The sequence below is a fragment of the Saccharicrinis aurantiacus genome (genome assembly GCF_001660705.2).
In the GTDB taxonomy this organism is placed as follows: domain Bacteria; phylum Bacteroidota; class Bacteroidia; order Bacteroidales; family Marinilabiliaceae; genus Saccharicrinis; species Saccharicrinis aurantiacus.
Genome location: NZ_LYBV02000013.1, coordinates 33,157 through 53,993 on the forward strand (window position 1 = coordinate 33,157; position 20,837 = coordinate 53,993).

Genomic DNA, 20,837 nt, shown 5'->3' on the forward strand with positions numbered 1-20,837 from the left:
ACTATTGATGAATTACCAATAGATATAATATTTATATTTGCACCCAAATTGGGAATAAACACCAATAGCTTCAGAACATATGCATAAGAAAATACTAAAACTAGCCATCCCTAATATTCTATCTAACCTTACAGTTCCACTGTTGGGTATGGTTGATTTACATTTGATGGGATACTTAGATTCTGATGTATATATGGGAGCAATAGCTCTTGGAGGTGTTATATTTAACTTTGTGTATTGGGGCTTTGCTTTCTTGCGTATGAGTATCAGTGGTATCTCTGCCCAAGCAAACGGAAGAAAGAACAAAAACGAAATGGCCATGGTTCTTTTTCGAGGTTTGTTTATTGCCCTTAGTGGAGGTCTATTTCTTCTGATTTTTCAAAAATACATCGGTAATTTCAGTTTCTGGCTTCTCGATGGATCGCCTGAAGTAAAAGAGCTTGCATCTAATTACTTTTATGTTCGTATTTGGGCTGCTCCTGCCGCCATTGCTCTAATGGTTATCAATGGGTGGTTTATTGGAATGCAAAATTCAATTTATCCAATGCTCATATCCATTATCATTAATGTGATTAATATAGGCAGTAGTTTTTTATTGGTAAAGTTGGGTGGTTTTGAAGAAAGGGGTGTTGCCATGGGCTCGGTAATAGCTCAGTATAGTGGCTTGCTGTTGTCGGTGTTTCTATTTTTAAAGAAGTATAAGCATGTACTCCATTATTTTAAAGTTAAAGAGATATTGCGTTTAAACGAATTGAAAGAATTTTTAAACGTAAGCAACGATATTTTTATCAGAACCATATGTGTAATTGCTGTATTTACGTTTTTTACTAGTCAGTCAGCTGGTTTTGGTAATATTCAGTTGGCGGCCAATAGTGCTTTATTGCAATTCTTCTTTTTGTTTTCTTATTTCTTAGATGGTTTTGCCTATGCCGCAGAGGCTATCGTAGGTCATTATTTTGGTGCTAAAAACAAACTCAAGCTAAAGGAATCGGTATTTAAGTTGTTTATTTGGGGTGGAGGATTTGCTTTGTTTTTCACCCTAATATATTGGGTGTTTGGCAGGGAGTTATTGCAAATCTTTACCAATCAGGAAACGGTATTAGATGAGGCTTCAAAATATTTAATATGGCTTGTGTTTATACCCATAGCTAGTTTTGCTTCCTTTATTTGGGATGGTATTTATATCGGTTGCACTTCGTCACGTGCCATGCGAAATTCAATGTTAATATCATCTGTAATATTCTTCTTTATTCCTTTTTATCTCTTGCGAGGGCATATTGGAACTCAGGCTATTTGGCTATCGATGAATTTGTTTATGTTGGCTCGTAGCATCAGTCAGACTATATTGGCAAAGAGGGCTGTTTATGTTAAGTTATCTTAGTCCAATACCTTATGCTCTAAAGCCATTATTCTCGGTTATCACTTTATAAGCTCTACATCTGAAGTGCTGTATTTGTCAATAATAATGCACTAAGCTTTGTTGAGTAAATACTTCAGCAATTACTATCCCTTAAAAAAAGACATTCATCAAAGTAATCGTGCTCATTAACAAATAACTAACTTAATACCTTATTATTATAAGGTCAATTGTTTACTTTTAACAAATACTGATTTTATTATATAGCGTGAAATGAAGCACTTTATCTTGGTTGTGTGTATGCTTATTACCATAGGCGTAAATGCACAACAAAAAACATACAGAAAGCAAGTTCAGCAGGCAAGCAATTTAGTAGCCACCGAAAACTATAGCGAGGCAATGGCTATATACGAGGGTTTATTAAGTGCTTACCCTGATGATATTTATCTGGAATTAAAGGCTGGAGAGTGTTTTTTGTTTGCAGAAGCAAAAATACCGCTTGCAATAAAACTGTTAGAATCTGCAGCAGGGTATTATTTATCAATTGATAGTACTGATGAACAGTCATTAATAGCCTCGTATTACTTAGCACAGTGTTATCACCTTGGAGAGTCTTTTAATAAAAGCATTGACGAATATAAATCTCTACTATCAAGGATTTCCGAAAAAGAGTTAGAGGCCATTTCTAAAATTAATAGAGGGATTTCATATTGTAATAATGCGATAGAGTTAACTAAGGATACTTTATACTTTAAGATCACAAACATGGGCTCAAATATTAATACAGCCCTTGATGAGCATAGCCCAGTTATTAGTTACGATGAAAACTTGCTGCTTTTTACTTCTCGAAAGTCTGATTCTTTGGGTATTAATGATGATGAGAGGATTTATTCAACGGTTTGGAGAGATCGTAAATGGAAAAAACCAGAACCTATTTATTTAAATGATAAAAGTAATACGGCCACAGTTAGTTTAGCATCAGATGGTAAAACGCTGGTATTGTATAGGAGCAATGGAGGAGTTGGCGATTTATATTATAGCAATTACAAAAATAGAAAGTGGCAAGAGCCAATTAAATTTCCAGCTCCAATAAATTCTCTTTATGCCGAAACGCATGCTGCATTTTCATTTAATGGCGATACAATTTATTATACAAGCGATCGACCTGGAGGTTTTGGCGGAATGGATATTTATATGTCGATTAAGTTGCCCGATGGTAGTTGGGGTAAAGCAATAAATTTGGGACCTCGCATTAATACAGCTTATGATGAGAGCAGTCCTTTTATTGATGATACCAATCATACCTTGTATTTCAGTTCTGAAGGTCATAATAGTATGGGTGGGTACGATATATTTAAAGCGCATTCAGATGATGACAACAAGTGGGTGTCAGTAGAAAATATTGGTTATCCTATAAACACTCCTTATGATGATCTTTTTTATTGTCCAACCGCTGATGAGCATAGAGTGTATTATGCATCAAAGCGTAAAGAAGGCTTTGGCGGAAGTGATATTTATTTAATTGAGTATCCCGATAAGCATACGAATTCACTTACAACGGTGGGTGGTTTTATTTATACAGATAAGAAAAAGCCTGCAGAACAAGCAAATATAATTTTGGTGGATAACAGTGATGAAGAAAAGGAAGAACCCTATAGAGTGAATCCGAATACAGGAAAGTATGTTTTGATTCTACCAGCCAATAAGGAGTACACAATGTATGTGGAGTGTGATGGTTTTAAACCTGTGGAGAAACAAGTGATAGTGCCAGGAGGCAAGGCTTTTAAGAGTAAAGGATTTACTTTTTATTTAGATCCTATTGTGTTAGAACCCATTGGTAAATAAGTAAAGAATAGTTTAATATAAGGCCATCTTAAATAATTATATTACTACTAAAGTATGTAATTAAGTTAGGTAGCTACAATATAAAAATGTAGATAAAAAGTAATATATGAAACTACTAACTACCCTTTTAGCGCTAGTATGTCTTTTTCAAATTTCACAACCCGTTTCAGGTCAGAATGATGGGTTTGATAAAATGTACAAAAAGAGTCTTGATTTTATTAAAGACGGTGATTATAAAGCTGCAATTCCTCTTTTAAAAAGAGTAGAAGCAAATGATCCTGAAAATATTGATGTACAATATCAATTGGCACATTGTTACCTTAATACAGCACATGGGCCCGATTCTGCAGTAATACATTTTATTGCAGCCGAGGAGCTACTAAAGCCAGAAATGCGGAATACCGACTTTGGTATAGATGTGAATATGTCTTTGGCTAAATCCTATCAGCGTACTTATAATTATGAAAAAGCCATCGAAACATATTCAAATATTCTAAGTTTTATACCAGAGGATTTTGTGGATTTAAAAGAGGTTATTAAACGCGAAATAGAAACTTCACAGAACGGAATTGAGTTAATGAAGAATCCTGTTGAGTTAGACGTTTACAATTTAGGGGCAGTAATAAACTCAAAATACGATGACCATACGCCTGTTGTTAGTGCTGATGAGTCGGAGCTGTTTTTTACCTCCAAAAGGAAATCATCTTATTCTCAGAAAATACCTAATGGACAGTTTTCTGAGAAGATTTATCACTCAAAGTATATTAATGGAGAGTGGAAAGAATCAGAGATTATTACTTCCATTCTTGATGAAAATAGCCACGAATCTGTTTTATCTATTTCTCCTGATGGTTCTGAAATGTATTTGTTAAGGAGTAATATTGATGGTAGTTTAATATATGTGAGTAACTACGATGGGGAAACTTGGAGTGAGCCATATAAATTGCCTAAAGGAATTAACAGTAGATTTAATGAAACGCATGCATCTATCAGTGCTGATAAATCTATTTTGCTTTTCACGAGTGATCGCCCTGGAGGTTATGGAGGTTTAGATATTTATTACGTTAGAAAGATACCTAATGGAGAATGGGGAGTGCCTGTAAATCTTGGCCCAAAAATTAATACTGAGTTTGATGAAGAAACACCAATGCTTCATCCAGGCGGTAGAACTTTATATTTTAGCTCTGAGGGACATAATAGTATGGGAGGTTTTGATATTTTTTACTCTTCAATATTACCGGATAGTACATTTACCAACCCAATAAATATGGGTTACCCGATTAATACTCCTGATGATGATATTTTTTTCGTACCTACAGCATCAACCAATAAAGCCTATATGGCATCGTCTCGTTTTGATTCTAACATTGGGGGAATAGATATTTACCAAGTTGAGTACGAAGAGCCAGAGATTGAAAGAATGGCTGTTTTAAAAGGAGCAATTAGTAATGATGCGGATTTGCCAATGGCGGAGTTGAAAATATTGGTTAAAAATGAAGAAACTGTTGTTGGTAAGTATAAAGTAAACCCTGAAGATAATACTTACCTAATGATTTTAGAGGCTGACAAGAGTTACGATATTGTTTATTCAGGAGATGAATTTGAGACTTATACAAAAGAGATTGAAGTGAATAGGGAAATGACCTATCATAATAGAGAGAATCTTGTAAATATAGATCCTGTTCAATTAGTTACACTTAAAGCTCCAGAAGAAAGCAATACTATAGTCGGGGATGCTGCAACTCATAAAGAAGCCACAAAGACCAGTGGAACTAGTAATATTTCTGGTGCAGATGCAAAGTATACGATTCAATTTTTAACCCTTAAAAAGGAAGTTGATTTAACAACGTACTTTAATAATCTTGATATGACTCAAGTAGATATTGTGAAATGTAAAGATGGTAATGTTAGATATTTATATGGTGCATACAATTCTTATAGTGAAGCTAAAAAGGCCAAATCAGAATTATTAAAAATAGTTAGTTATAAAGATCCATTTGTTCGCTATATTTACCAAATAGAAGAAATGAGAGAATAATGCTAGATCAAAATATACGTTTAAGAGCTGTTGAACCTGAGGATATCAATACGCTTTATGAATTAGAAAATAAAATGGAACTATGGGTCGCATCTGAGACCCTAGTTCCATTTTCGCGTTTTCAGCTGAAGCAGTATATTGCTTCAATGAATAATGATATCTATGAAAATAAAGAACTTAGGTTAATTGTTGAGATAGATCATAACGACCAAAAAGCAGTGGCAGGGATCATTGATTTATTTGATTTCGATCCATTTCATAATAGAGCAGGAGTGGGGATAATTGTTAATAAAAAATTTCAGAATAGAGGTGTTGCAAGTAAGGCGTTAGAACTATTAATCAAATATTCATTTCAACACCTTGGCATTCATCAATTATATTGTTCTGTTATTACTTCTAATAAAGCCTCTGTAAAGTTGTTTGAAAATAAGGGTTTTACATTAATGGGTACGCGCAAAGAGTGGCGCAAAGTAGCCAATAAATACGAGGATGAATTTATGTATCAATTGATCAACAATCAGTAAGTTATTTGTAGGCTGGTATTTGCTCTAAAAATTGATAGTTCCTGCCATCATCCGCAATAGAAGCGCAATAATGATTCAAACCATTTGTAACCACAAGTAGTTTGGTTCTAAGTTTAATGTTATATCGGGCAGCTTGGTCAAATACAGCTTGCGTTATTTTTACTTTTGGAGCTTTACATTCAACTATCAGCAAAGGTTTACGCATGGTGTTGTAAACTACTATATCGGCTCTTTGCGAAAGTCCATTGATGTTAACTTTGGCTTCAATAGCCATTAAGGATGAAGGGTAATTCAACTGTTCTATTAAAAAAGATACAAAATTCTGCCGAACCCATTCTTCCGGGGTAAGAACAACATACTTGCGCCTTATCTTATCAAATATCTTTTTTTTGCCGAGCACTTCTTTAATTGTGAAATTATATTGTGGCAAATTCAGTGGATCCATTCGTATCAATTTTTATACAAATATAACTTTTTTACTAAAGTCGTTATTGCGAAATAAGGTATATTAGGGCCTCAAATAAAAAGTCAAATCAACTAAAAAATACAGCCATGAAAACAAAAAAAGATATCATAGACAATTGGTTGCCTCGATATACAGGTAGGAAATTAGAAGACTTCACTCAACATATATTGCTAACAAACTTTCAGCATTATGTTGATTTATTTGCCAAATGGTACGATGTACCTATTGTTGGTGAAGATGCGAATATGCCCAATGCAAGTGCCAATGGAATTACCATAATCAATTTTGGAATGGGTAGTCCTAATGCTGCTACTATTATCGACCTACTAGGAGCCATCAAACCAAAGGCTGTTCTATTTTTAGGGAAATGTGGTGGTTTAAAAAAGAAGAATCAGCTGGGTGATTTAATTATTCCAATTGCGGCTATCAGAAATGAGGGTACATCAAATGATTATTTGCCTGCAGAAGTGCCTGCTTTGCCTGCCTTTAATTTACAGCGTGCGGTTTCGTCAACTATAGTTAGTTACGAAAGAGATTATTATACGGGTACTGTTTTTACAACCAATAGAAGGGTATGGGAGTATGATTCTAATTTTAAAAAATACCTAGAGGAAACTCGTGCCATGGCAATTGACATGGAAACGGCTACAATTTTTGTGGTTGGTTTTGCAAATGAAATTCCAGTGGGTGCCTTGTTGTTAGTGTCAGATCAGCCCATGATTTCTACAGGCATAAAAACGGATTCAAGCGATAAGAAAGTAACAGAAGAGTTTGTTGAGCAACATCTTAAAATAGGAATTGATTCAATACGCGAAATTATTGATGAAGGCTTATCTGTGAAACACCTACATTTTGAAGGATAATTGTACTTTTGTATTATACTAAAAGAGAACAACTACAAGCGTGAACGATTTTAAGCAGATAATGGCCGATTTAAAAAATCGGCAGTTTAAGCCTATTTATTTCTTAATGGGTGAAGAAACGTATTACATTGATCAAATTACCAATTATATAACAGATAATTGTTTGACTGAAGAGGAAAAAGGCTTCAATCAAACAATTCTGTATGGTAAAGATACCGATGTTAATACGGTTATTCTTACTGCTCGACGCTACCCAATGATGTCGCAATATCAAGTGGTAGTGGTAAAGGAAGCGCAGAATTTAGATAAGATTGAAGAATTAGTACACTACGCTGAAAATCCACTGAATTCAACCATATTAGTTGTTAACTATAAATACAAAACCTTTGATAGTAGAAAGAAGCTATCTAAAACCTTAAAAAAGAGTAAGAGTATATTTGAGTTTAAAAAGCTTTATGATAATCAGGTAGCACCGTGGATAACAGGTTATTTAAAAGAAAATGGCTTAAGTATTGACCTAAAAGCTTCGTCATTATTGTCGGATTCACTGGGTTCTGATCTATCAAAAATAGTAAAGGAACTTGATAAACTTAAGGTTGCCTTAGGTAACAATGTGCAGCAAATAACAGCTGATGATGTAGAAAAGAATATAGGGCTAAGTAAGGATTACAATAGTTTTGAATTACAAAAAGCCATTGTTAATAAGGAAGTGCTAAAAGCCAATAGAATAATTAAGGTTTTTGCCAACAATCCTAAAGATCATCCTATCCAGGCAACAATATCAGTATTGTTTAATTACTTTTCAAAGTTAATGATATACTATTACCTAAAGGATAAAGGTAAAGCAAATGTGGCGAAGGAGTTATCTATTAATCCATTTTTTGTACAGGGTTATGCATTAGGAGCTCGTAATTATTCAGGTAGAAAAGTTGTTGATATCATCTCAATACTTAGAGATTACGATATGAAGAGTAAAGGTTTTAACAATGTTTCTGCCAATACCGGAGACTTGTTAAAAGAGATGATTTTTAAAATATTACATTAAAATAGAACTTATAATGAACGCATTATTTATATTGATTGCAGTTATCGTAGTCATTAGTGTTACCGCATTTAGTCAGCCGCACCTTATTGAAAAATACCAGTTTAACGCCTATAGAATTATTAAGCATAAGGAATATGTTCGACTAATTTCACATGGTTTTTTACATGGTAGTTGGTCGCACTTACTAATTAATATGTTTGTATTGTACTCTTTTGGTAGAGCCGTGATTTACTATTTTAATCAAGCTTTTCCAGGCAGAGGTTTATTAATGTTCTTTATTCTTTTTTTTGCAGCACTAATCTTCTCAAGTTTATATTCGCTAGTAAAAGAAAAGGAGAACCCATATTATAATGCTATTGGTGCTTCAGGTGCTGTTTCAGCAGTAGTTTTTACAAGTATATTTTTTAGTCCTTATAGCATGCTCTACTTATTTGCTATTGTACCTATTCCTGGAATTGTTTTCGGTGTTGGATACTTGGTTTATTCTAGGGTTATGGCCCAAAAGGGTATGGATAATATTGGCCATGATGCGCATTTCTGGGGTGCAGTATTTGGATTAATTTTCCCAATTCTTTACAAGCCCTCGTTATTTATCGATTTCATTTATAGATTATTTCCATTTTTATAATGAAAAAAGCAGTTTTTATTGATAGAGATGGGGTTGTAAATAGTGATGAAGGACATTACTACATCTATAAAATAGAAGATTTTGTTTTAAACCCTGATCTTCCAAGTGCACTTGCTTTGCTAAAAGAGGCCGGTTTTATGCTTGTGTTAATAACCAACCAAGGAGGAGTTGCCAAAGGTATTTATACTGTTGATGATGTGAATGCAATTCATCAAAAGATGCAAGGTATTTTGCAAGCTTATAATGCTAATTTTGATGCAATTTATTGTTGTCCTCATCACAATGAAGTATCTAATTGTGAATGCAGAAAACCAAAGCCAGGTATGCTATTACAGGCTGCAGAAGAATATGATATAGATTTGTCTGAATCTTTTTTGATAGGCGATTCTTTACGAGATATTCAGGCAGGTGAAGCAGCAGGAGTGAAGCAAAGTTATAGAGTTGAAAAGAATACTTCAATTCTTGGTATATGTGAAAGTATAGTAAAGCAATAATTATGAATGCTTCCATCGTTTGTTATAATAAAAGGTTTTATCATGAGGATGAGGTTCCAATAAGGTTTAACAATAGGGCTTTTAAGTTTGGAGATTCTTTCTTCGAAACCATCCGATGTAATGGTAACGAAGCGCTTCATTTTAACCTGCACTACAAAAGGATGATTAAGGCTTTGATGAGTCTTAAAATGGAAATAGCTAGTTTGCCACCGCAGCATGAGTTAGAGCATTTAATATCTAGTTTATTAAAACAGAATAAGTGTTTTGGTGCCAGTCGTGTTCGAATAGAAGTTCTTCGTTCAGGCATGGGTTTATATACACCCGAAACAAATAGCGTTGATTTTGTAATTGAATGTAGTAAGCTTGTAAGCACAAACTACGAGCTGAATAAAAAAGGGCTCTTATTGGGAGATTTTACTGAGGTAAAGAAAGGTTATAATCCTATCTCATTTTTTAAAAGTGGAAATGCATTACCTTATATATTGGCTTCTTTCGAAAAAGTAAATAGTAATGTTGATGATTGTTTTATTTATAATAATGAAGGTAAAATTATTGAGGCCATCAGCTCTAATTTATTTTGGATTAAGGATGGTGTTTTTTATACGCCTTCTGTTTTTGCAGGTTGCGTAGGTGGTATAATGCGTCAGGTACTTATTCAAATTATCAAAAGTTCTAAATGGCCAAATGTAATAGAAGTAAGTGGTGTGCAAAAGGAGGAACTTGTAAATGTTGAAGAGATGTTTTTATGCAATGCTATTCAAGGTATTCAGTGGATAGTAGGGTATAATGATAAGCGTTATTTTAATCAAATGACTCGACAACTACAGCAATTGTTAAATGAGTTTACTTATGAATCTATTTAATTACTGCTTGGATCTTCTGGGAACTTTGACCAAGTTTCATATTTACCGCCAAGCTTCGAAAGGCTATCGCGCCAAATACTAGCTACACCTCTTTCCATAATAAATTCTTCGTTCATTTCTGTTGGAATCCATGAGTTCTCCTTGATTTCTTTCTCAAGTTGACCAGATGCCCATCCTGAGTATCCTGCAAAGAATTTTACATTGCTTGAATCAGCTTTACCTTTGTTTATTAACTCTTTGAGTACTTCAAATTCACCTCCCCAATAAAGGGTATCTGATATTTTTAAAGCACCAGGAATTTTGTCTCCTAATTTATGTATAAAGTGCAGAGTATCTGATGAAACTGGGCCTCCGATATATAATTCACCTTTAAAGCTTAATAAATCATCAATAATTTCATCAGGAAAAATATGACTTGTTTTATTTAGTACAAAACCTACAGCACCATGCGCTCCATATTCGGTTAATAAAACAATAGACCTACTAAAATAAGGCCCTTTTAAAAAAGGGTCTGCAATCAAGATTGTGCCTTTATCAGGTTTTATCTTGGGTCTGTCAACCTTAAATATGTTAAAATTTTTTTTGCTCATTTTGTTAAATCTATTGTTTTAAATTAACAATTATTTGCTTGTTATAAAAAAATATTGGCCCTTATTTTGTATGTCAGTATCAACTCATTGTATAAAGTATAACATAAAAATTCAGTTTTTAGTACCTTTATACTTCAATCAGTTTATAAATTTCCAGTATGCGGTTTATTGTTTTTTTATGTTTGTTAATTGGATTAAACACAATTAATGCACAACCTAAAGTTATTGATCTAAAAACTCCTGATGTATTTGTATCCTCTGTACCCTCAGATTTGGAGTTAAATATATCTAATTTAGATGCCAATTCATACGATAATATTTGGTTCGAAATAAATGGGAATAAAGTTCAAGCTTCTTGGGAAGATGAGGTAGCAACTATACATGCTGAAGTTGAGACCAGAAGTGAATTAAAGGTATATGAAAATGATAAGTTATTATATGAAAAAGAATTAACGCCCATTCCTTTATGGATGTCGATACTTCCCCCATTAATCGCCATCATTATGGCGCTTTTAACCAAAGAAGTTTTTTCTTCTTTATTTGTAGGTTTACTTGTTGGAACTACAATAATATGGCGTTATAAAGGGTTCTCGTTATTTATAAGTTTATTTAAAGGGATGTTCAGCGTTGTTGATACTTATGCTTTAGAAGCCATTAACGATAGCGGACATATTTCTATTATTATATTTTCGATGTTAATTGGGGGTATGGTAGCACTTATTACCCTTAACGGAGGTATGAAAGGGGTAGTTAATAAATTATCGCGTTATGCCAATAGCCCACGTTCGGGTCAGTTTATTACTTGGCTAATGGGCTTGTTAATATTTTTTGATGATTATGCCAATACTTTGGTTGTAGGTAATACAATGCGTCCGGTTACTGATAAACTTAAAGTTTCAAGAGAGAAGCTTGCGTACATTGTAGATTCTACTTCAGCACCTATTGCAGCCATTGCATTTATTACTACCTGGATTGGAGCCGAGTTAAGTTACATCACCGAGGGAATTGATCAGTTGGGGCTCAACCAATCTGCATACCAAGTATTCTTGCATTCCTTAAAGTATTCGTTTTATCCTATATTCACCTTAGGTTTTGTTCTACTTTTAATAGTGAAGAAGAAAGATTTCGGCCCTATGTATCATAGTGAAATAGAGGCACGAAATAGTTCTGGCATCAATACTAATGCAGTTAAAAGTGCCCATGGAGCTAACGAGTTTGATGTGCCAGATAGTGTGAAAGGACGATGGTACAATGCTTTTATCCCAGTTTTTGTGGTTGTTGTTGGAACAATATCAGGCTTGGTTTACACAGGTTGGGACTCGGCAGTTTGGAATGATACTTCATTGCCTATAACCACAAAACTTTCTGAAATTATCGGTAATGCCGATAGCTTTGTAGCTCTATTATGGTCTTCGCTTTTGGGTGTTGTTGCAGCGTTAACATTAACTCTTGCCCAGCGAATATCCAACTTAAGAGAGGCAATGGAAGGAATGGTTAGTGGATTTAAAACCATGTTTAATGCCGTTCTAATACTTGTACTAGCTTGGAGTGTGGCACTTATTACCGAACATATGCATACTGCAATTTTTATCACAGATTTGCTGAAGTTTCTAAAGATGAGTCCTTATTGGGTACCTGTTTTAACATTTGTATTCTCGGCTTTAATTGCTTTTAGCACCGGATCGTCGTGGGGAACTATGGCAATTATATACCCACTTATTTTACCAGCTTGTTGGAAAATATCAATGGAATATGGCTTTACGCCCGAAATGGCTTTACCAATATTCTACAATGTTGTTTCAACAGTTTTGGCAGGTTCTGTTCTTGGCGATCATTGTTCGCCAATATCAGATACTACTATCTTAAGTTCATTGGCGAGTTCATGTAATCACCTATCACACGTGCGTACTCAAATGCCGTATGCACTATTAGTAGGTGGTGTTTCAATAGCTGTAGGAACGATACCCGCAGCATTTGGTATTTCCTCAATATGGTTGTTTATAGCTGGTTTTGCGATACTTTACTTGGCTGTAATTAAGTTAGGGAAGAGTACTTAACTCTATTACTCCGTAAACATCTTGGGTAAGCATTAGGTAAGAAACGAGCTGAATAAAAGCGTGCACTTTAAAATTTGAAGTTATTCTTAACTCGTACAATAAACAAATTCATAGTTTATGAGTTGTTTTATGTATTGATTAATCAGTTTAGGAAACTAAAAATTTAGAAGATGAGAGACGTAATGTTAATAATACATTTTATATCGATAGCCATATTTGTTGGGAGTGGTTTTGCCGCATTTGTGGTAACAAAAATTGCAAACAAAAAAGAAGACCAATTGGCACTTGAAATCAAAAAGGCAGTGCTTCCATTGGTTTATGTATTGAAACTAGGGATTACTTTATTGATTCTTTCAGGCGGATACCTAATGACACCATATTGGTCGGTACTAGGAGTAATGCCATTGTTAACTACTAAATTAGTCCTAGTTGTATTAAGTTTGATACTAATTATTTTAGGTAGTATTTATGTGAAAAAGATAAAGAAGGGTAACGATACTTCTTATCTTCCAAAATACGATAAACTTCAAAATTTAATTTTAATAATTGGTATTGTTATAGTAGTTTTAGCAACGCTTACTTTTCATTAAAGAATAGAATAACATCTTATTATATATCCCATCTCATTTTCGAGGTGGGATTTTTTTTGTCTGCAATCCTCTTCTTGATGATGTAATTATAAGGTGTGTAATGACCATATAGATTGGTATTTAAGTATGTGCGAGAATTAGTTATATTTTAAATATAATTAATAAGTACAAAACAATTACTGATGAATACGCTATCTGTTTAAAAAAGTTAAATGTTTGTATTGTAAATCAAAGTACACACAATTAACAGAGCTTTAAATGAGAAGAATAGTTATTCATTTTGCATTATTATTAATTACCTTATTCTACGTAGTGGGATGTGCACCAACAATTAAACCAGGTGAGCAAGTAATGTTTACAACAAGCATATCTGATGATGCAACACCTTCTGTAGTTAGTAGAATTTTAGATGCTACTAATAATCCAATTTCAGAAATTAAGTTTGAAAAGGGTACTTATCACTTTTATCCTGATAAAGGATTAGAGCAGTATTGCCATATTTCAAACCATTGTGATGTAATGGTTAGTACCGCATTTCCTTTACAGAATTTTGAAAATCTAACTATCGATGGCCAAGGTTCTACTTTCATATTTCATGGTATTATGATTCCTTTTTTAATGGATGAGTCGAAGAATATCAATATTAAAAATTTGAGTATTGATTGGGAAACTCCGTTTCATAGTGAGGGTTTAATTGTTGCCAATAATGCAAAAGACAAAACTTTTGATGTACAGTTTAGTGATGACTACCCATATGAAATACGTAACGGTCAGTTATGGTTTGTGAAACCATATTATGAGCATAGTTTAGGACAAACTATTTTATACGATCCTGCCCGAGAGGCAATTACTTTTGATACGGAATCTTATACAAATCTTACTGCAGTAAAAGGAATTAAGACCAAGCGCAATATAGGTAAGGTAAAGTATAAGTACGAAGTTGATAAGCGTGCTGTTGAGTATAAAAACTTAGGTAGAGAAAATAAGTTAGTTTGTAAAGAAATTAAGCCAGGCGTGGTGCGTATTTTTAACCACACTAAAAAATTACCTCAAGTAGGAATGGTTCTTACAGCCAAAGGATCTCAGGGGTTAAATCGCGTAGCACCAGCCTTTCGTTTAACACACGTATATGGATTTAAAGGGACAAATGTAAATATTCATCATGCTGGCGGTATGGGAATTATTGCCGAGAATTCAGCGGATATTATTTTGGATAATTTTAATGTTACTCCTTCTCATGGCAGAATGGTATCAACCACAGCAGATGCTACACACTTTGTAGGATGTAGAGGAAAAGTGGTATTGAAAAACTGTACGTTCAATAATCAATTAGATGATGCTTCTAATATTCACGGTACTTATCAGAAAATTGTTGATGTATTAGATGATTACCGTTTAGGGGTTAGGATGGGGCACGACCAGCAGAAGGGTTTTACCATTGGTATTGCTAATGATACCATAGGTTTGGTAAGATTAAGTGATTCTTTTTATCCATATGATGAATTAACCATTAAGGATATTCAGTATTTAAACGGGCGATATCAAATTATCACTTTTAATGAAAAAATTCCTGCTTCAGTGAAAGCCGGAGACCTAGTTGAAAACTTAAGCGCTTATCCTGAAGCCTATATTAGCAATTGTAATATTAGTAAAAATAGAGCCCGTGGATTGTTGTTATCAACACCTAAGAAAACAGTGGTTGAGAATTGCTTTTTCCATACTGAGATGGAAGCTATTTTAGTTCCTGTAGAGAGCGGACATTGGTACGAGTCAGGAAATGCAGCCAATGTATTTATTAACAATAATACTTTTCAGGATTGCCAACATAGCGGATTCGATAGAGGTGTTATACGATTTGATACCGATGATGACAATGATAATATTGCTTTCCGTAATGTAGAAATTACCAACAATATATTTAATCAGTTTGATAATTTGATACTGCAAATTTCAAATGCTGATGGTGTTAAAGTAAGCGGTAATAAAATTACCAACTCAGGTACCTTCCCACAGCTTAACGCGCAAAACCCGGTAGTTATAATCAATCATTCTGAGAATGTAATTTTTAGTAATAATAGTTACGATGGCAAAGCATCTGAAATGATTGTGAGCGATGGTGTTGCTAACGAAATACAATTCAAATAGATCTGAATGAGCTTAAAATATTTTTGATTTATAAAAGCTGTCATATTTTAATGGCAGCTTTTTTTGTGCGTATCCATTTTAAAAACTGTACAAATGTACAGTTGAGTACTTTTTTAATAAGGTGTGTTTAATTATTTGGGGGGGCAAACACTCAAGAACATGTCAATTGTACTTACAAGAACAATGTTACAATCTATTATTTTGTACATTGCGCATCGTTATTTAAAATAAACTTTTATACATAATAATTTATTTGAAGATGAACAGAACATATTTATCATTATCCCTTGTGTTCGCTTTAGTATTAACGCTTTTCTCATCATGCGGAACAAGCACAACTAAAGAGACAAAAAAAGAAACTAAGCCTAATGTAGTTGTTATTTATTTAGATGACTTAGGATATGGCGATTTAAGTGCTTACGGAGCTACTGAAATTCAAACTCCTAATATTGATGCTATTGCTAATGGTGGCGTTAAATTTACCAATGGTTACGCTTCTTCTGCTACATGTACACCATCTCGTTATGCATTATTAACAGGTACATATCCTTGGAGAAATAAAGATGCTCGTATCCTACCTGGTACAGCTCCTTTGTTGATTAAAACAGATCAGTTTACATTCCCAAAAATGATGAAAGAGCATGGCTACCAAACTGCAGTTGTTGGTAAGTGGCACTTAGGTTTAGGAACTGGTGTGGTGAATTGGAACGAGCATGTTACTCCTGGACCAAACGAAGTTGGTTTTGATGAGGCATATATTATGGCAGCAACACAAGATCGTGTTCCTACGGTATATATTGATAATGGAAATGTTGTTGGTTTAGATCCTAACGATCCTATCGAAGTAGATTATAAAAACAACTTTGAAGGTCAGCCTACAGGTAAAGATAATCCTGAATTATGTGAAATGATGTGGCATCACGGTCATAACAGCACTATCATCAATGGTATTCCCCGTATTGGATTCATGAAAGGTGGAGAGAAAGCACGTTGGAACGATGTTGATATGGCAGATCACTTCTTAGCTAAAGCTCAAGATTATGTGAAGAATCATAAAGACGCACCATTCTTTTTATACTATGCAATGCAACAACCTCACGTACCACGTACACCACATCCTCGTTTTGTTGGTAAATCAGGTATGGGACCAAGAGGTGATGTAATTTTAGAAGCTGATTGGGTAATTGGTGAGTTTATGAAAACTTTAGAGGAAGAAGGTATTTTAGAAAATACTTTAGTGGTTTTCTCTAGTGATAACGGACCAGTATTAAACGATGGTTATAATGATGATGCTGTTGAGTTATTAGGAAATCATAAGCCTACAGGTCCTTTAAAAGGTGGAAAGTATAGCTTATTTGAAGCGGGTACACGTGTGCCATTAATGACTTATTGGAAAGGTACTATTAAGCCACAAGTATCTGATGCTTTAGTATGCCAAATGGATTTAATGACTTCGATTGGTGCTATGTTAGGTTCTGATAAAACTTATTCGGATAGTAAAAATGTATTGGATGCATTTTTAGGAACTTCAGTTAAAGGAAGAGAAAGCTTAGTAATTGAAGCAAATACAAAAACTGCTTTCCGTAAAGGAGATTGGATTTTAATTCCTCCTTACAAAGGAAAGCCAGTTAACACTCAAGTTAATATTGAAATGGGAATTAGCACAGACTTTATGCTATTCAACTTAAAAGAAGATATTAGCCAAGAGAATAATTTAGCAAAAGCACAGCCTGAGAAATTAGAGGAAATGTTAGCTGAATTTACAGCGATACGCGGTGAATATGGTAATACAAAAAAGTTAGAGCTTAGATAAGCGATAATTGATAATATAGAAAAGGCTATAAAACAGATGTTTTATAGCCTTTTTTTATGTGTTAGTATTTGTCAATACTCAACAGTTGCAATAATACTTATTGCTTACCAAGTAACCGTTTTTCTGCGGATAGGCATTGTCATACATCGTGCACCACCACCACCTCGGGCTAATTCAGAACCCTGAATAGTTACAACACACTTGTTGTAGTTGTTAATATCAACTTTGTTGTTAATTACATCACTTGCCGATATTATTTCATAGCCATTGTTATTCATATCCTCAAGGGTATAAACATTTCGGGCATAGCCCATAACTTTACCCGGAGCAATAGCAAAAAAGTTAGCCCCACTATGCCATTGTTCTCTCTCTTGAATCCAAAGGTCTTTTCTGCCCCCACAAAATATTGGTTTAAGATCCATACCTAAACCTTTTAAGCAATTTAGCAGGTTATCTTTCTTTTCAATTTTCTGAACCTCTTCATTATCTATCGTAATTAAAATGGTTTGATACCTATTGGGTTGCATAATTACCGGATCGTATACCATGCAATTGTCTTTATCCAAAAAGGTAAAAACCATGTCTAAATGAATGAATGATTCGGGTTTCGATGGCAGTTGTTGCACCACTATATAGTGTTTGCCTTTATGTCTTTGTTGTATCGATTTTGCTATAAAATCAATCCCTTGTGTTGTGGTTCTTTCGCCGGTACCAATTACTAAAATATCTTCACGTGCAATTTGTACATCACCACCTTCGATAGAAATCAGGTTTTGATCGCCCGAGCTTTCAGTAGGATTAATGGTAGATGATTTGATTGATGGAGCATTGTTAAATATGGTTTCCATAACCAACGATTCTCTTTCACGCACTTTATTCGCCATCTTACCAATCAGCACCTTATCGTGCACTGTTATTGAAGCATCGCGTGTAAAAAAGAAATTATGCAAAGGTCGTAAAGCATAGCGTTCATCAGATAAAAATGCACTTAAAGTATTGTTCTCTAAGGGCACACCTTCAATAATTTGTTGGGCTAATTCAGCTGAAGGCAAATCCAATAGCTTATCTTTTAAAAATAATACGTTCTCGCTGGTACAGATATCTGTAACTAAGTTATTTTTTACCGAGTTATTATTAAGGCAGCTTTCCAATAAATCTTTAACCTGAAAAGTTTTTGTCACCTTATTTAAAACACCGGCATGCTGCTGGTATTCTTCATCAGCTACTGATAAGTTTAGGATATCACTGTACAAGGCTCTTTCTGCATTACCCGGAGTCATATTTTCAACCTCGCTACCTGGCGTGTGTAATATTACTCCTTCTAATTCTCCAATTTCTGAATCAACTGAAGTTTCTATAATTTGGCTCATACTTATTGTTTGTGATTGTTTAGGGCAAAATTACGTAAAGCATCTCACCAAAAGGATGATAATTATTATGGATGGTAGGCAAAATGAATAGGAAGAAAATTTACTTATTCATAAGAGCAAAATACACTTCCAGAAGAAAATAACCTTGTTCATAAGAACGATATTTACTTTCGCAAGAACAAAATATACTTCCAGAAGAAAATAATCTCGTTCACAAGAACGATATGCATTTTCATAAGAGTAAAATACACGTCCAGAAGAAAATAACCTTGTTCATAAGAACGATATTTACTTTCGCAAGAACAAAATATACTTCCAGAAGAAAATTATCTTGTTCACAAGAGCGATATACACTTTCATAAGAGCAAAATACATTTCCAGAAGAAAATGATCTTGTTCATAAGAATGATATGCACTTTCGCAAGAGTAAAATATACTTCCAGAAGAAAACAGCTAACCCTATAAGGCTAGTTTTTCAATTACTTGCTTTTTATCCCATCCTTCCAATAATGCTTTCTGATACAATTTGGCTCTAGTAGCATCATCTTTTACCAGTGCAGCTTCTAATTTATTATCATAAAAGTAGAGTTCTCTGGTGATGGTGTCATTCGAATCGTCGATAATCTCATATGCTTTATCTTTCGGAGGAACAGAAAAATAGAACGATTCAAACACCTGAGTTTTCATTCTAAACGGAGGAAGTTCGTTATTTAAAGAACCACCACACGCATTTTTGCCAGCAATATACCCCTGCTGTTCGGCTGCGTGCCAAAGCCCTGTGGTTTGTCCATTTGGATGTTGGGCCACATCGCCAGCTGCAAAAATATCATTAACAGAGGTTCTAAGATTTTCATCCACAATAATCCCTCGTTTGCAAGCTATACCGCTATCCATAGCCAATTGAATATTTGGTTCGTATCCAATGGTACTAATATGCATGTCAAAAGGGTAATTTTTGCCATCGATGGAAGTTATTTCCGAATCAGAATTGTAAGAAATATGCTTACAATATAGTTGTAATTCAACTCCTGCCTCAGCAAGGGAATTTGCCATTAGCTCACTAAAACGCTTATTGAAGAACTGTTTTAAAAGCATATCACTTCTATCAATTAAAACCACTTTTTTGCCCATAGCCACCAATTGTGAGGCCGTTTCAACGCCCTCAACTCCAGCTCCTACAATTAAAATATTAGTGGCATGTTCTGCTTTTTTAATGATATCTTCTACTTGCTGAGCTGTATAAACATGCGCAATGTGCTCTAGGTTTTCGATGCTTAGTTTCTTAGGTAATTGACCCACCGCAATAATAAGTTTCTCAAAACGTAAACTATCATTATTTGCGAATATGAGGTTCTTATTTGGGCCGTCAATTTTAGTTACATGCGCATAACGTAACTCAATGTTCTGCTCACTGAGCCATTCATTGCTAACCATAGCAAAGGCTTCTCGCTTAAAACCCGATTTTATATTTTTATTGATATGAGTTCGTTTATAGGGTAGACGATCTTCATCGGTAATCCACAATATACTTGCACTCTTCTGTTCTTCCCTAATGGCTTTTATGGCGCTATAACCAGCACTTCCGCCGCCAATAATAACAAATTCATATGCTCTCATAGTCTAGTAAATTTTGGTGATACTCTATAAAGATGATAGGCTACATAATGTTCAGGAATTATTTTGTAGCTAAAATGGCTTTTGCGGAGATTAGAATAGTTATTCCTTAAAAATTATATAGATTTGCGCTCTCATTTAAACAAAACAAACCATTTCGAGTTATAGAGTCGAATATGTTTTTTATGAAGAGTTGGTTTAAAATATTGGCGTTTGTAGTGTTGGGAGCTTTCGCGTTTCCTAACATGGCTAAGTTGCTACATCATTGTGAAGCTACGCACCAGTATTGCGATCATCACCATGCCGATGAAAAGCAGAGCGATGGATTTGCTAGTAACATAACAGAGGTTTCAAACCACAATTGTTATATCTGTAATTTCCATTATGCAGGTTTTGAAGTTGAAACGCAGCTTTTTTTAAATCACATTACAAATACTTATCAAAGGGAATTTGCAGCTCGTTTGCAACGAGGCTATAATTCCATTCTATTTTCATCCAATCCCCATCGCGGACCTCCAAATAATCTGGTTTAGTT

Annotated in this window: 18 protein-coding genes; 14 read left to right on the forward strand and 4 right to left on the reverse strand. The window is 34.3% G+C overall.

The window, feature by feature from the left end:
• Positions 1-79 precede the first annotated feature (79 nt).
• The 4 genes from A8B35_RS05150 (at position 80) to A8B35_RS05165 (ending at position 5,764) form a co-directional block, all read left to right on the forward strand.
• On the forward strand, positions 80-1,381 hold the full coding sequence (locus A8B35_RS05150; protein WP_075602313.1) for an MATE family efflux transporter: 1,302 nt from the start codon (positions 80-82) through the stop codon (positions 1,379-1,381).
• A 249-nt stretch (positions 1,382-1,630) separates the two neighbouring features.
• Entirely contained in the window at positions 1,631-3,202 is a 1,572-nt protein-coding gene (locus tag A8B35_RS05155; protein WP_075602314.1) for a PD40 domain-containing protein, read from the forward strand.
• 106 nt (positions 3,203-3,308) lie between these two features.
• Entirely contained in the window at positions 3,309-5,240 is a 1,932-nt protein-coding gene (locus tag A8B35_RS05160; RefSeq protein ID WP_075602315.1) for a tetratricopeptide repeat protein, read from the forward strand.
• Positions 5,240-5,764 carry a GNAT family N-acetyltransferase gene (locus A8B35_RS05165; RefSeq protein WP_083634324.1) on the forward strand — a complete coding sequence of 175 codons (525 nt, stop codon included), beginning with the start codon at positions 5,240-5,242 and terminating at the stop codon, positions 5,762-5,764. The genes A8B35_RS05160 and A8B35_RS05165 overlap by 1 nt, the downstream gene beginning before the upstream one ends.
• Position 5,765: 1 nt before the next feature.
• Here the strand turns inward: A8B35_RS05165 and A8B35_RS05170 are convergent, their stop codons facing one another.
• Positions 5,766-6,209: a type I restriction enzyme HsdR N-terminal domain-containing protein gene (locus A8B35_RS05170; protein WP_075602317.1), complete on the reverse strand. Its 444-nt coding sequence runs from the start codon at positions 6,207-6,209 to the stop codon at positions 5,766-5,768.
• Positions 6,210-6,316: 107 nt separating this feature from the next.
• Here A8B35_RS05170 and A8B35_RS05175 point away from each other — a divergent pair, with 107 nt between their 5' ends.
• The 5 genes from A8B35_RS05175 to A8B35_RS05195 are packed head-to-tail and all read left to right on the forward strand — an operon-like array spanning position 6,317 to position 10,123.
• Complete coding sequence (locus A8B35_RS05175; RefSeq protein ID WP_075602318.1) at positions 6,317-7,093, forward strand: AMP nucleosidase; 777 nt, start codon at positions 6,317-6,319, stop codon at positions 7,091-7,093.
• A 40-nt stretch (positions 7,094-7,133) separates the two neighbouring features.
• On the forward strand, positions 7,134-8,138 hold the full coding sequence (gene holA / locus A8B35_RS05180; RefSeq protein WP_075602319.1) for a DNA polymerase III subunit delta: 1,005 nt from the start codon (positions 7,134-7,136) through the stop codon (positions 8,136-8,138).
• A 13-nt stretch (positions 8,139-8,151) separates the two neighbouring features.
• Positions 8,152-8,766: a rhomboid family intramembrane serine protease gene (locus A8B35_RS05185; protein ID WP_075602320.1), complete on the forward strand. Its 615-nt coding sequence runs from the start codon at positions 8,152-8,154 to the stop codon at positions 8,764-8,766.
• Positions 8,766-9,260 (forward strand): D-glycero-alpha-D-manno-heptose-1,7-bisphosphate 7-phosphatase, encoded by a 495-nt coding sequence (locus A8B35_RS05190; protein WP_075602321.1) that lies wholly within the window; start codon positions 8,766-8,768, stop codon positions 9,258-9,260. Before A8B35_RS05185 ends, A8B35_RS05190 begins: the two co-directional genes overlap by 1 nt.
• Positions 9,261-9,262: 2 nt before the next feature.
• The gene (locus tag A8B35_RS05195; protein ID WP_075602322.1) at positions 9,263-10,123 is read left to right on the forward strand and encodes an aminotransferase class IV; all 861 of its coding nucleotides are present in this window, start codon (positions 9,263-9,265) and stop codon (positions 10,121-10,123) included.
• Here A8B35_RS05195 and A8B35_RS05200 read toward each other — a convergent pair.
• A complete protein-coding gene (locus A8B35_RS05200) occupies positions 10,120-10,713 on the reverse strand; it encodes a YqgE/AlgH family protein (RefSeq protein ID WP_075602323.1) in 594 nt (197 codons plus the stop codon). The genes A8B35_RS05195 and A8B35_RS05200 overlap by 4 nt on opposite strands.
• Before the next feature lie 158 nt (positions 10,714-10,871).
• Between A8B35_RS05200 and A8B35_RS05205 the strand changes: the two genes are divergently transcribed.
• The 4 genes from A8B35_RS05205 to A8B35_RS05220 all read left to right on the forward strand — a co-directional run bounded on the left by A8B35_RS05205 (position 10,872) and on the right by A8B35_RS05220 (position 17,318).
• The gene (locus A8B35_RS05205; protein ID WP_075602324.1) at positions 10,872-12,770 is read left to right on the forward strand and encodes a Na+/H+ antiporter NhaC family protein; all 1,899 of its coding nucleotides are present in this window, start codon (positions 10,872-10,874) and stop codon (positions 12,768-12,770) included.
• Between the two features lie 170 nt (positions 12,771-12,940).
• A complete protein-coding gene (locus A8B35_RS05210; protein ID WP_075602325.1) occupies positions 12,941-13,360 on the forward strand; it encodes a hypothetical protein in 420 nt (139 codons plus the stop codon).
• Between the two features lie 258 nt (positions 13,361-13,618).
• On the forward strand, positions 13,619-15,505 hold the full coding sequence (locus A8B35_RS05215) for a right-handed parallel beta-helix repeat-containing protein (protein WP_075602326.1): 1,887 nt from the start codon (positions 13,619-13,621) through the stop codon (positions 15,503-15,505).
• Positions 15,506-15,764: 259 nt separating this feature from the next.
• The gene (locus A8B35_RS05220) at positions 15,765-17,318 is read left to right on the forward strand and encodes a sulfatase family protein (RefSeq protein ID WP_075602327.1); all 1,554 of its coding nucleotides are present in this window, start codon (positions 15,765-15,767) and stop codon (positions 17,316-17,318) included.
• Positions 17,319-17,422: 104 nt separating this feature from the next.
• Here A8B35_RS05220 and A8B35_RS05225 read toward each other — a convergent pair whose 3' ends face one another.
• Positions 17,423-18,688 carry an arginine deiminase gene (locus A8B35_RS05225; RefSeq protein ID WP_075602328.1) on the reverse strand — a complete coding sequence of 422 codons (1,266 nt, stop codon included), beginning with the start codon at positions 18,686-18,688 and terminating at the stop codon, positions 17,423-17,425.
• 459 nt (positions 18,689-19,147) lie between these two features.
• Positions 19,148-20,305: an NAD(P)/FAD-dependent oxidoreductase gene (locus A8B35_RS05230; protein WP_075602329.1), complete on the reverse strand. Its 1,158-nt coding sequence runs from the start codon at positions 20,303-20,305 to the stop codon at positions 19,148-19,150.
• A 182-nt stretch (positions 20,306-20,487) separates the two neighbouring features.
• On the opposite strand from A8B35_RS05230, the gene A8B35_RS05235 reads away from it, so the two are divergent.
• Positions 20,488-20,835, forward strand: coding sequence for a hypothetical protein (locus A8B35_RS05235; RefSeq protein ID WP_139314818.1), 348 nt, complete (start codon positions 20,488-20,490; stop codon positions 20,833-20,835).
• Positions 20,836-20,837: the final 2 nt, after the last annotated feature.